Below are 12,299 nucleotides of genomic sequence, written 5' to 3'. Positions count from 1 at the left end.
ATCGAGGAAGCTCCTGTTCAGGAAGGGACTCGGCGGTCGGGGCTATCGAGTGCGAGGGGCTCGGGGCGGCGGAGTGCTCGGCGCAGCGTCTGTGGAGCCGACTGGTGACGTCGTGCGCTGGGCGGCAGCCTTCGGTGAGAAGGTACGGGCAGCGCGCTGCCGATTCGTTTCCGCAGTGCCATCGGGGGTCGGCGGGGCCGGGACGACCGGACCAGCGCCGAGGACATCGCTGAGCAGTTCCCTGGTCCGCAGGACGTTGACCATCTCGTGGTGCCGGGGGGCGGTGAGTTCGGCAGGGCACGCCGCGATCCCGTCCTCGGCGACCTCCAATTGCTCCTGGACATCCAGGAGCATGCCGTGGGCGGCGGCCAGCCGCGTCCAGGTCTCGAAGGCGGGGTTGTGGTTCGGGTCGTCGAACGTCAGACGGACGCGGGTCCAGTCGGCGGCGGCGGCGACGAGTTCGGTCAGCTGCGGGAGAGCGCCGACCAGCGCCCCGTTGATCTCCTCGATGATTCCGGCGACCTCGTTGGGCTCTGCTGTTTCGGTGAGCCGGGCGATCATCCCAGGGACGGAGTACGGGTCGGAGGAAGGATGGGGCAGGTGGCGGACCTGCAGCGGCTTGTCGGAGCCCGACGTCTCGCTGCCGTGGGCGAGCCGGATGTTGTGCTGCATCGCGGCGCCGACGGCCTCGCCGATGCTCGGGTAGAACTCGGGCACGGTTGCTCCTCGATCATGTGCTGGACTTCCGGGCTGGGTGGGGGCACAAGGCCGGCGTGCTCCCCACCCGGATGGACAGTCACAGGTCTGCGTTTCGGTTCTGTGGCGGCGGAGGACGGCGAAGGCTTCACGGGGCCACCGACACAGTCAGGGCGTCGGCGAGACGCGAGAGAGAGTCCTGGGCCGCCTCGGCGCTGTCGGCGGTGATGATGAGGAAGCCGACCCGGCTGGTGTCGAGGTTGCCAGCCGGCGGCAGTACGACTCGCTCTCCGACGTCGCGGAGCCACGTCACCTGGTGCAGCCACGGGGACTCCGGACCAGGGTGGATCGCCAGGTCGCGGGCGGAGAGGGTGCCGGTAGCCGGGGGATAGACGATCTTTATCGCAGCAGTGCTGTGCGCCGTGGGCGTCAGGTCGGGAATCCGTCCGCAGGCGACATCGGCCGCGATCCGGGGCAGTGCGAGGCCGGTGGCGAGGCGGACGAGCTGCCCGATCAGGTCGCCGCCGATACGGGAGTTGACCTCGATGATGCGTGGACCGGACGCGGTGAGGCGCATCTCAACGTGTTGGACGCCAGTCGTCACGCCCAGCGCCCGCACTGCCTGAACAGCGACGGGGGCGACCTCGGGCAGGAGCGGGTCGCCGGCACTGACGGTGTGGCCGACTTCCTCGAAGTACGGAGGGAAGGCGACCTCCTTGCGGGTCACGGCCAGGGCGGTGGTGATGCCGTGCTGAGTGACGCACTCCACCGATATCTCCGGACCGGACAGGTACTCCTCGACCAGCACACCGCTGCCTTCCGGGCCTTGCTCACCGGCCCCAGCGGCAGCGAACTCCCAGGCGGAGGGCAGTTCATCGGGCGTATCGACGCGGACCACGCCGATGCTGGCGGCATGGGAGGAAGGCTTGAGGACGACCGGGAAACCGGTGCGGAGCGCGGCTGTTTCCGCCGCGGTCAGGTTGTCGACGCGGGTGGACGTGGCCGAAGGCACGTTGTGCTCGTCGAACAGGCGGCGGCTGGTCGCCTTGTCCCGGCAGGCAGTCATCGCCGCAGAGCTGTTTCCGGGCACGTTGAGACGGGCGGCGAGTTCAGCGGTCGGCACGAGCGTGTACTCGTCCCAGGTGACGACTCCGGCGATGGAGTGACGAGCGGCCAGGGCCAGGCCGGCAGCGATCACGGCCTCCGGGTCGTGGGTGTCGGCGACCTCATGGTCGACCACCAGGTGCTGCTGCCAGGACGGCGGATTGGAGTCGATCAGCGCGATCGGGTATGCGGCGGCGACCTGCTCGACGCAGTAGCCGCGATAGACGGATTCCGTGCCGCCGACGACGATCAGGAGCGGGCGAGTGGATCGGGACATGGGGAGCCTCCGTGAGGTGGTGGGAAGAGGGGGAAGGGCACGGTGCACTGGGACGCTCAGCGACCGTTCACACGGCATCCGACGCTGGGGCGGGCCCCTTGCGGAGTGCAGGAACCTGCGGCTCGGGCAACTCGCAGGCGACGCGGTGCCGTCGCAGGCCGGCGAAGCATGCACTCAGCGCCAGGCCCTGGAGACCGGCGCACGCCAGGAGCAGGTGCGGAATGTCAGCAGGGGGTACGAGCGCGATTAGGACTCCGGCCAGCGGAAGCGGGAGCAGTACCAGGATGATCGTCACCGCCAGGGTGGAGCCGAACGCCTGCGCCGGGATGAGGCGGGACCGCAGGGTTCGCAGGACGACGGTCATCGCGCCTTCGCCAGCCATGACCGCCGCCACCGCCACGGTGTACGTGGCGAAGCTCGGCGCGAGGGCGGTCGCCAGACACGCCGCCGTCGAGACGGCAGCCGTCACCGCGCCGACCGGCCAGATACCGAAGCGGTCGATCGCACGGCGACTGGTCCACACGGCAATCAACGAGGCAACGGCTGCCGCGCTCCAGACCGAGCCGACGGCGACGGTGGAGTAGTGGAAGTGGTGGATGACGGTGATCGGGGCGGCGGCCTGCAGGACGCCCGTGGCCAAGTTGGAGGCGGCCAGGCCGCCGACCAACCACGCGAGGGCTGGAGTGCGGCGCAAGGTTGCCCACCCGGTCAAGAGACTGCTGGGCGCTGGGCTGGGCCCCGTGACGCCTCCAATGCCGGATGCAGTCGCGGCAGCGGTAAGAGCCAACAGGGCGACCGCGGTCAGGAGCAATGTTGGGCCGGCGAGAAGCAGTAGGCCGCCCAGGAGCGGACCGACGAGCATCGCACACTGGTCGATCCCGGTCTGCGCGGCCTGTACCCGGTGGGCCTCGTTGCCCAACTGGCGGCTGGCTTCAGCACCGAGCGTCTCCATCGAGACGAAGGAGACCTCCGCGAGTAGCCCGGAGACAGCACCGAACGTCAGGACAACACTCGTTGTCATCGTCCCGGCGCTGGGCAGGACGAACAGCACGGCACCGGCCAGGGCGACCACAGCGGTACGCACCAGGTTGGACGTCCGGAAGACACGGCCGGGACCCCACCGATCGACCATCGATCCGGCGAAGGAGAAGGCCGCCAGCCGAGGTGCCCATTCGAGGAGGAACGCGAGGCCGGTCAGGGCGGTGGAGCCGGTGGTGACCAGGACCAGGAGCGGGATGGCGTAGGTGGCCGTAGCACTGGCCAGAGCGTCGGTGGCCCGCATGAGATAGGTGCGCGGCAGGTCGACGACGGGAGCGGTTGAGATCATCTGGGGTCACCGCGCCCGAGGGCCGGGGGCTTGCGAGGGACGTACGACCGCGCTGGTATCTGATGCCCCACCACCGAAGGCCGAGGAGCCCTTGGCCTTAGCCGCTGCGGGCGAAGTGGCGAGAGCGGCGGCTTGGGGACCGGGACGCCTCGGAGACTGATCCCGTGCCTCGGCCTGGGGCTGCGTGCCGCCGATGCCGAGCAACTCGACCTCTGAATCGTGGAGTTCCGACTGCGCCGAGCTTACGAACTCCGCAGCGAAGCCAAACCGGTCGGCGAGTTGATACGCCTCGTCGTCGAGATCGGTGATCTGTTCGCCCGCCGCCTCTAGCGCTTCTCGCACACGCTCCAGTGCGCCGTGCTCGGGATGAAGAAGGTGGTCGACCGCCCGCCGAAGGTCGTCACCGTTCTCGGCCGACCTGATCTGGTCGGTGAGTCGGAGGAGTTCCGCTCCGGCGATGTAGGACCCGAGCGGGTTTGCCGGGGTGGCCGTGAGGCCGGAGTCGAGGGAGGGGTCGAGGTCGACTCCGTAGCGGGCGGCACGAAGCATCTCGGCCGCGTGGGTGGCGATGGCCGCGCGGTCGACGGGCGGGGTCGTGGTGGGCAGGCGGTGGCGTCGGCCGTACCAGTCCTCGATCTGCTGGAAACCGGCGTGCTTGAGGAGCGTGGCGGAAAGGTCGTCGCCGGCGCCCTTCGCCGAGACGCTGCCGCTGGGCTCGGCGGTGATGATGATGGAAGGGGCAGGCACGTTGGTCTCCAGGGCTCGGGATATCGGTTCTGGCGTGGTGGGTAGGTGACCCAGCTCGGTGGCGATTCGGCGGCACTCCGTTTGGAGACGGAAGGCGTCTCGGTAGGCGTTGTGGAGGCTGCCGTCCTCACGAGCGAGGGTGGCCACGACGTGCACCTGCCGAGGCTGGTTGCGCATGGCGATCCACCGGCAGGCATCCGGATCGCCTTCTGGGGCGATGCCGGTAACGGCCACGAGGCGGCGGGCGACCGTGGCCCACTGGGAGTCGGTGAGGTCCGGTCGGCGAGGGTCAGAGCGGACCGAGCAGATCCACACCGGCCGTTCGGGTGCACGGCCCCCGAGGCGTTCCACGGGAGCGTCGAGGGCGCGGGCCAAATAGGGCGGCGAGCCGGATTCGGCGAGCAGGTCGATCGGGGCTCCGTGGCCGTCGCCCGCGATCAGCCGGGGACGGATGTGGTTACCGCGCTCGCCCGGCCCGTACAGGTACGAGAGCAGGCCGGCGGTGTCGCTGGCGCGCTGCAGGTGGGCGATCACGGCGGCTACCTCGAAGGGGAGTGGCGAACAGGAGCCCGGTCTCCGGGCTGTCAGGGAGAGGATCCGCAGGATTCGCGATTTGGCGCGGCCGGAGATCCCTGGTACGAGCCCTCGCTCATCCCGGGGTGTCGAGGCCGTGGTCGTCGGTGAAGTTCGCGCAGGCGGCGCGGGCGAAGTAGGCGTCGTTGTGTAGCCGGGCCCAGCGGCCGTCCTGGCGGATGACGGTCGCGACGATGTCGAGCCCGCTGGCCTGGTTACGCATGGCCACCCACCGGCAGGCCGCCGGATCGGCGTCCGGCTCTATGCCTGTGGCGTGGAGAACCTCGCGCGTCAGCTCGAACCAGTCGCCGTCGTCGAGTTCCACGTCGGTCGTGTTGCGAATGGCGCAGTGCCAGGTGAGTCGCTGGGACGCGGTGTGCCCGGTCCGCGGTTTCCGTAGCGCGACGGGTTCGTCGAGCAGCAGTGCCAGGTGCGGGAGGACGACAGTCTCCTGGGCGGTCAGCTCCCGGGACCAGGCGGTGAGCAGGTAGGGGGCGAAGCCTGGCTCGCTGCGGTGGAGGGTGCCGAGGAGGTCCGTGGTGCTCTCGGTGCGCCGGACATCGCAGCGCAGGGGGTACTCAGGCATGGGGTATCAAGGTCCTTGAAAGAGGAGCCGGTGCCCCGACGAGGCGGGGCACCGGGCGGTCAGAAGTGGGGGTTCTCGGTCGGCCGGTCGGCTTCGGTGGCTGCCTGGAGCAGCTCCGTGAGGTCGTCAGGCTCGGAGGAGCGCTGGTCGATCCACCACCCGGCACGGGTGATGGCGCGAGCGGCTTCCTCGATCTCCCCCCACTCCGTCTCGCTGGTCTCGCCTTCGAGGACCAAGGCGGTGTAGGCAGCGGCCAGGACCTGGTGTCGGCAGCGCACACCCCAGGCGACCGCCCGCTCGGTCCCCTCCAGAGGTGGCATCCGGTATTGCTGAGACCAGGCTTCGGACTCGGCCTGCTCTTCAGCCCGCTTGGCCTCCAGCCAGGCGGCCTTGTCCTGCTCGCCGCCCTCCTTGGCAGCCCGCCAGCAGTCGGTGCACTCCTGCTTGGCGAGCCATTCGGCGAAGCCCGCCCGACGGTCGGCAGCCCGGTCAGACAGGTCGCGATCGGCCTGATGGCCGCAGGAGTAGGTGATCTGCCAGATAGTCGCCACCCCCGGGGAATTCCGCTTGATGGGCGTTACGTTCGAGGTCGGGCTGCTGGTCTGGGGCTTCATATCGAGTGCCTTTCGTTGGCGGTTGGGGTGGTGGCCTGCGTCGCTGCGGAGGGTCGTGCATCAGATGCACGCTTCATGCGGCGGACGGAGGTGATCTGGAGTGCTTGGCGGTGGTCTCGGGGACGCTTCCGCCTTCTGCGTCGTCTCAGCGCGTCCTGCGGATGGCGTTTGTGGCCGCTGTGGCGATGGCGGCGGGAGCGCTGGAGGGCTTGGGCAGGTGCAGCAAGGTGGTCCCCGGCAAGTGGTGGGACTCCGCGGTCAGGGTGAGCTGGAGTACAGCGCAGCCGGCGGTCGTGAGCTGCTTGATGCGGGTGACGGCTTGAGCGGTTTCGTCGCTGCCGTACCGGGCGTCGGTGACGATCACGAGGAGGCGGCCGGCGCCGGGGCGGCTGAGTTCGAGGCCGTGGTCGAGTGCGTCGATGGCGTCGCCGAGGTTGTGGTGGCCGCCCTTGGCATCGAACGTCGTCACACGCTCTGGTGCTCGGTGGGTGGGCCGGGTCAAGGCGGTCAGGTGCTGGTCGTAGGCGATGGTGGCGGTGCGGGAGTCGGGGTCGGTCAGGGCTGCTGCGCGTGCCACGATCCAGGCAGCGGACGCGACGGGTGCGCAGGCGGCGCGCATGGAGCCGGAGACATCGACGGCGATCCCCACACGCAGTGGTGGGGTGGGGGAGTTGCGGCGGCGGGTGTGGGTGAACGGTTCCGCGGTGGGGACCGATCCGGCCGCGCGCTGGGCGTCGCGGGCGAGGGCCGCGCGCATGTTGAGGCGGCCGGGCGGGGTGGGGCTGGTGGTCCGCTCCTCGGTCCGCTCGCGGTAGGCGGCGGCACGCAGGGCGCGGCTCAGGCGCGCGGCGGCGCTCTGCTCGGCGGCGGTGGGCCGGCGGGTGCCGGTGACCGGGTTGCTGCGGGGCGCGGGTGTGCCGTCGGGGTTGACGGTGGTGCCACGGGTGTTGAAGACCGACTTGGCGGTGGCGGCGGCTTGGCGTCGCTGGCCGGCCCGTTGGACTCGGTCCTGAGCCTGCGTCTTGGACTGGGTGGCCATGGCGTTGGTCGCTGCGGCCTGTGCCGCGAGGTCGGCGGCGTCGGTGGCTGCCGTGCTGTCCATGACGACCTTCACGGCGCCGGACAGCAGATCGGTGAGGTTCTCCGGCACGGGCAGGGCGGGGGCAGCGGTGTCCAGAGCGTCGCACCATTCTTGAGCGTGCGCGAGCATGCTCTCGGCGTCGTGGTCGGCGCAACGGTGGGCGGCGCTCCAGATGCGGGTAAGTGTGGCCAGCAGGTCTGCGCCCAGCACCTTTTCGCACAGATCGGCGACGGCCCGGGTCTCGCCGGCGTCCAGGATGCCGACGTCACGGCGGCCGAGGACCAGAGCCGCCACGCCGGCGGCGTGCTCGATGCCCTGGAGGGTGGGGTGGGCGATGTCGGGCATGACCAGGGTTCGGGCACTGGTGCGCAGGTACGTGCGGTCCGTGGGCCGCGTGATCAGGTGTGCGCCTTCGACACGGCTCTCCTCCAGCAGGAGCGCGGCCTCGACGACACGGGGATCCGCTCCGGCAGGCTGCGTCCAGACGGAGTGGGCCGCGTGCGCGGCCTCGTGGACGAACACTCCCCAGGCGGCGGGATACCGCTCCTCGTCGCCCACGATCCGCGGATTGACCTCGTGGGCCTTCAGCGGGGCGAACAGGCCGGCGTCGAACTCGACCTCGCCCAAAGTGGGGAAGAACGCGGCCGGTGCGCCGCTGCGCGTGCCGGGACGGCAGGTGACGAGGAGATCCTGGCGGCCGGAGAGCGCGACCAGCCGGTCGCCGAGTTCGGCACCCACGCGCAGCCACGCGTTTGGGGAGGAACGGGGCTGCGCGTTCGGCGCGCCGTCGTCGTCCCATCGCGCGAGGTCGGCGTCGTCCGGCGTGACGGCGGGGGACTGGACGTGGTGGTGGGCGCTCATCGCGAGCGGCCCGGCTGTGCGGAGCCGGCGCTGCCCGGGGGCTGCCGGACGGCCGAGGCGGGGAGCTGCTTGCCGAGGGTGAGGGGCACGATCTTCTTGACGCCGACAGTCTTGATGACGGCGTCGGCGACGGCGTCGCGATCCTCCACAGGGGCGATGCCGACCAGGTTCGCGAGCGCGGCGTTGGTGCCGAGGACGGCCTCGGTCTTCTGGTAGCTGAGCAGTTCCCGCAGTTGGGGGGCCCAGCCCAGCTCGCCGAGTTCGACCTGGCGGGCGAGATGTCGGGCGACCCGGACCACCCGGGCATCGATCCTCAAGGCCAGGGCGAGGTCATAGTCCGTGCCGACCTGAATCTGCACGCTGAACCGGGACGACAGCGCCTCCGTCAACACCGCCCCGTGGACGCCGGGATTGTGGCCCGCCACCACGTAGAAGCCCGGCTCGGCCTTGATGGTCTCGCCCTTGTGTGCCTTGACCTGGATCTGCCTGCGCCCGTCCATCGCGGGATACAGCGCCGCCAGGACCTTCGGCGAGATCAAGGTGGCATCGTCGATCAGCAGGGCGCGGCCCTCGGTCATCGCAGTGACCAGCGGACCGTACTGGAAGACGTAGCCCCCGCTGTCGGCCTGCGTGTACTCGCCGATCAAGTCGCCGACCGTGGTGTCGCCGTCACCGGCGACGGTGAGCAGGTCCGGGAACGCCGCCTCCACCAGCGACGTCTTGCCGGTGCCCGGAGGGCCGTAGAGCAGCACCGGCACGTCAGCGTCGCGCAGACGGTTCAACGCCTCGACATCGGGCAGATCGGCCAGCTCCCGGGGGTGGTAGAGCTGGCCCCCCGCGCGGCGGATCGGGCCGGTCTGCTTCGGCGTGGCCGCTGCGGTGATGGTCGTGCGGGCCATGGCCGCCTGAGCGCGGGGAGAGTGGGTGCCCGGTGGGCTGATCACAGCGGTCTGCGCTGCTGCGGCGGTTTTCGCGTTCGCGCGGAACTCCGGTTGTCCACTTCCGCTTTGGTCGGCCTCGCCGCGTCGCACCAGGGTGAGGGCGGCGTTGCGGACGGCGCCGTGGGAGTGGCCCAGCTGCCTGGCCATGCCCCCGATGGTGAGTGTGTCCACCGGCCGGTCGGCCAGCAGTCGGGCCACCTTGGCCCGTAGTTCGCCGCCCTTGGTGCGCGCTGGACTGGTAGGCGTTCCGGGTGTGGTCACAACGAGGCTCCTTCAACAGATAGGAGGGCGGGCGTGGTTGGTGTGGGGTAGAGGGGCTGGTCGGTCTCGGAGCGGTTCACGGACTGTGCCGACATCGGCGACCGGGCCAACCGGGGCGTACCGTCGGCGCTCACCGGCCGACCGGGGGCTCGGTCCAGGTGCAGGGGATGGCCGGCGACGAGCAGCTCGCTGGCTGCCGAGCAGGCCCGTGCGTCCGCTCGGTACCGGGTTCCGTCGCTCGGCAGGGGCAGCCGGGCGCCTCTTCGAAGCCGTCCTGGAGCAGGATCCGCCGGGCGGCGGCGTTGTAGCCGGTGGTGGTGATCTCGCCGGTGATGGTGTGCCGGATCGGAATGAACGGCTCTGCTGGTGCTTCGGGCACGGCGGATCTCCTATCGGTGGTGGCGGGAAAGCCGGTGGGGGAACTGCTCCTTAAGGAAGTTGGGTCATCGGTTACGGGAGAACGCGATGCGCGGGTCGACCGGCCGGGCCGCCGCAGCGGACGTGGCGGGAGCGGGAACCGGTGCCTTGCCCGGGAGACCGGCGCGGGCCGGGCTAGCGGCGAGCGCGGCGGCGCTGATCGGGAACTTGTGGGTGGCCAATCCCTGACCGCGCTCGTGGCGCGCGGATGGTGCGGGTGCAGGAGGGCGGCGGGCCGCTACGTCCTGGGCGAGACGGGGCTGGACCGCGACCTGGAGGTCAGATCGGTGCATCGACACCGTGGCGCTGGCGACCTTTTCCAGAGCTTCGCCGCGGTCGGAGGCGATGGGGAGCGTGTAGATGTCCAGATCCGGGTTCAGCCGCCAGCCGTGTTCCTCCAGGATGAGTCGGCCGCCGAGCGCAGAGGAGTGGTCGCCGGTGGCCGCGACGATGCCGAGCTGCGGATGCTCGGCGAAGGCGACATCGGGATCTATGCGCAGAGGGCGCTCGCGGGCCGGAGCCGTACCGGGGGCCAGTGCGGGATCGAACGCGGCGTCCACGTCGACCTGGTAGCCGGCCTTGCGTAGCAGTGCGACGGCCCGGGTGGCGCGACCCTGTCCGTCACGCTGCTGGTCGGCCAGTGCGTACAGCGTCGGCTGGTCCGGGACGGGGTGAAAGTCGAAGCCCTTCAACATCCATGTGCTTGCGGCGAGTTGCTTCGGGTTCGCGGCGACGATGCCGTAGTCGGGGTGGCGGCCGACTGCGATGTCGGGGAGCGAGTCGTAGTGGGTGGGCATAGCAGATCCATCCGGTGGAAGCTCGGGGGCCGGCGCGGTCGAGGGTCGGGATGGTTCTGGTGGGGTGGGCCATGGCGGACTCCGAGGCGGGAAGCGGTCAGCGACCGGGTACAGACGAGGAGCGACGAACGGGTGGCAGCGCCGGGCTTATGGCCGACGCGGCTGGCTGTGGTGTCGGCGTCGTGCGCTGGGCTGTTGGCGAGAGTGCGCGAGCGGCACTCGCTCGTGGTGAGGCAGCGCCCGCCCGCGGAGTCACGCCGAGCTGATCAAGGCGCGAGTCGATCGAGGCGAGCAGACTTGGAACGTTGCCGCCGTGTCGCGCGTGGGGGCCGTCCGGCTCCGAGTCGTAGATCACTTCGTGGATTGCGGAGTCGTCAGGATGCCCACGGGTCACCAACCAGCTCTCCGGATGCCCGGGTGGATGCTCGGTGGACGGCTCCTGGGGTGGCGAGATGATCAGCGAACTACCGTCAGGCAGCCCGACGTGGACGATGTAGTCGCTGAGGCCGTACTCGACGGTGCACTCCAGGCCGCGCTGCCGAAGGGGAACGGTGACGTGCCCGTACCCGTGCTCCCGTTCCACGGATGCCGCTGTGAAACGCAGAGGAGGATCGCTGGCGCGCGCGGTGATGCGAGTGCTCTCGCTTTCGAGGGAGACCAAAGGCTGGTCGGATTGCATGGACCTCTCCTTGGCCCGGCGCCCCAGCAGCCGACGGCGCGAGCCGCAGACCGTGGGACGGCAGAAGTATTGGTGTTCCACGAGGATCCGGAGATTGGCCGGTTTGGCGTCGCCGGAACTCTGTGTTAGCGGCGTCAGCGAGAACGATGCGCGGGAGGCGGATTCGGAGCGGGCGGTGCAGGAGGCGAAGCAGAAGGAGTGCTGCGGTTGCCCGGTGAGGACCGCGCGAGGGCTACCTGAGTGCGTTCGGTCTGCGGAGACTGGTCGGTGTCCGCCCGCCGGCCCAAGTAGTCGCCAGCCCGCGCGAGCGCCGGACCTTGGTAAGACAATTCGTCCGCGTAGTGCCAGCCGTCGGCGTTGCGGATCTCCTCCGCGCGGCTCACGTACAGCTCTCGCGAACCGGGTTGCGAGGCGTCCATGAGCGCCAACACGTCATCCCACTCGTGCCGGATCTGGCCTGCTCGTTCCAGGTTGGTGTCGATGCCGCGCAGCCGCCGGAGGTCCTCGCTGATCGGCCCCTCGACGTAGTCGGCACCGACGGCGGCGGCCCGCACACCAGCCAGTACCTCGGGGCCGTGAGCGAGGAAGACCTCGACGTGTTTCCACGCTTCGGCGTCACGTTTCACCTTGCCGTCGTCGTAGCCGTCATCGATGGGCCAGCCGTCGCGGTCGCAGAAGGAATCCGAGACCGCATCCCAGTCGTCGGACGCCTGGCGGATGCCGGCGGCGGCAGCAGCCAGGGCCGGGATGTGCTGGCGCCACGCCAGGTGATCGGAGGTCGAGGATGGCCGGTCTTCATGGGGTGCGGATATTTCGGGCACGGTAGATCCTTCTTGCTTCGTGTGCTTGTGCCTTTACTCATCGCGAGCGCGGCAGTGCGCGGACGGCGGAGGGCGGCATGGGGGCAGGGGCCGGGATTTGCCGATCGCCGGGAAGCCCGCTGAGTGCCACGGCCGGGGAGACGCGAGCCGCCGCTGCCGGTCGTCGGGAGCGGGAGTGGATCTCGTCGTCCAGGCCCTCCCCCACGAGGTGCAGCTCCTCGCCAAGATCGGTCAGGCGTTCCGCCAGGGCGTCCAACTCGGAGGCGCTGTCACGGGCTTCGTGTGTGCGGCACCACTCCGAAGCGGTTTCGAGGAGCTGGTGCAGCCGGGCCACCGCGCCAAGGTCGTCCGTGAGTGCCTCGTGGAACAGCCCGGCGAACTCCTCGGGATGGCCGGCGGCAAGGCGGTCGATCCAGTTGCTGGCCGATGCCGCGGTGCGCGGGCTCAGGCCCGAGGCGGCGCCTCCCCCGTAGCCTCGGAGGTCTGGTCGCGGTACGGTTGACGACATTGCTCAACT

Annotated in this window: 12 protein-coding genes; all 12 read right to left on the bottom strand. The window is 70.2% G+C overall.

Annotated features, from left to right (window positions below):
• Positions 1-42: 42 nt before the first annotated feature.
• Positions 43-717: a hypothetical protein gene (locus tag ACQEVM_RS32720; protein ID WP_433085011.1), complete on the bottom strand. Its 675-nt coding sequence runs from the start codon at positions 715-717 to the stop codon at positions 43-45.
• Positions 718-844: 127 nt separating this feature from the next.
• Positions 845-2,077 carry an ATP-grasp domain-containing protein gene (locus tag ACQEVM_RS32715; RefSeq protein WP_433085009.1) on the bottom strand — a complete coding sequence of 411 codons (1,233 nt, stop codon included), beginning with the start codon at positions 2,075-2,077 and terminating at the stop codon, positions 845-847.
• Between the two features lie 67 nt (positions 2,078-2,144).
• Positions 2,145-3,404: an MFS transporter gene (locus tag ACQEVM_RS32710; protein WP_433085007.1), complete on the bottom strand. Its 1,260-nt coding sequence runs from the start codon at positions 3,402-3,404 to the stop codon at positions 2,145-2,147.
• Between the two features lie 6 nt (positions 3,405-3,410).
• A complete protein-coding gene (locus ACQEVM_RS32705) occupies positions 3,411-4,685 on the bottom strand; it encodes a hypothetical protein (RefSeq protein WP_433085005.1) in 1,275 nt (424 codons plus the stop codon).
• 115 nt (positions 4,686-4,800) lie between these two features.
• On the bottom strand, positions 4,801-5,310 hold the full coding sequence (locus ACQEVM_RS32700; RefSeq protein WP_433085003.1) for a hypothetical protein: 510 nt from the start codon (positions 5,308-5,310) through the stop codon (positions 4,801-4,803).
• A 59-nt stretch (positions 5,311-5,369) separates the two neighbouring features.
• A complete protein-coding gene (locus ACQEVM_RS32695) occupies positions 5,370-5,861 on the bottom strand; it encodes a hypothetical protein (RefSeq protein WP_433085001.1) in 492 nt (163 codons plus the stop codon).
• 208 nt (positions 5,862-6,069) lie between these two features.
• A complete protein-coding gene (locus ACQEVM_RS32690; RefSeq protein ID WP_433084999.1) occupies positions 6,070-7,866 on the bottom strand; it encodes a hypothetical protein in 1,797 nt (598 codons plus the stop codon).
• Complete coding sequence (locus ACQEVM_RS32685; RefSeq protein WP_433085525.1) at positions 7,863-9,005, bottom strand: AAA family ATPase; 1,143 nt, start codon at positions 9,003-9,005, stop codon at positions 7,863-7,865. Before ACQEVM_RS32685 ends, ACQEVM_RS32690 begins: the two co-directional genes overlap by 4 nt.
• A 193-nt stretch (positions 9,006-9,198) precedes the next feature.
• On the bottom strand, positions 9,199-9,420 hold the full coding sequence (locus tag ACQEVM_RS32680; protein WP_433085523.1) for a hypothetical protein: 222 nt from the start codon (positions 9,418-9,420) through the stop codon (positions 9,199-9,201).
• A 91-nt stretch (positions 9,421-9,511) separates the two neighbouring features.
• Positions 9,512-10,282 (bottom strand): hypothetical protein, encoded by a 771-nt coding sequence (locus tag ACQEVM_RS32675; protein ID WP_433084997.1) that lies wholly within the window; start codon positions 10,280-10,282, stop codon positions 9,512-9,514.
• 813 nt (positions 10,283-11,095) lie between these two features.
• The gene (locus tag ACQEVM_RS32670) at positions 11,096-11,728 is read right to left on the bottom strand and encodes a hypothetical protein (protein WP_433085521.1); all 633 of its coding nucleotides are present in this window, start codon (positions 11,726-11,728) and stop codon (positions 11,096-11,098) included.
• A gap of 91 nt (positions 11,729-11,819) precedes the next feature.
• The gene (locus tag ACQEVM_RS32665) at positions 11,820-12,290 is read right to left on the bottom strand and encodes a hypothetical protein (RefSeq protein WP_433084995.1); all 471 of its coding nucleotides are present in this window, start codon (positions 12,288-12,290) and stop codon (positions 11,820-11,822) included.
• Positions 12,291-12,299: the final 9 nt, after the last annotated feature.

This window comes from Streptomyces sp. CA-243310, assembly GCF_050936775.1.
Taxonomy (GTDB): Bacteria; Actinomycetota; Actinomycetes; order Streptomycetales; family Streptomycetaceae; genus Streptomyces.
The sequence above is the reverse complement of the archived record's forward strand: the minus strand, read 5'-3'. Positions and strand labels throughout refer to the sequence as shown.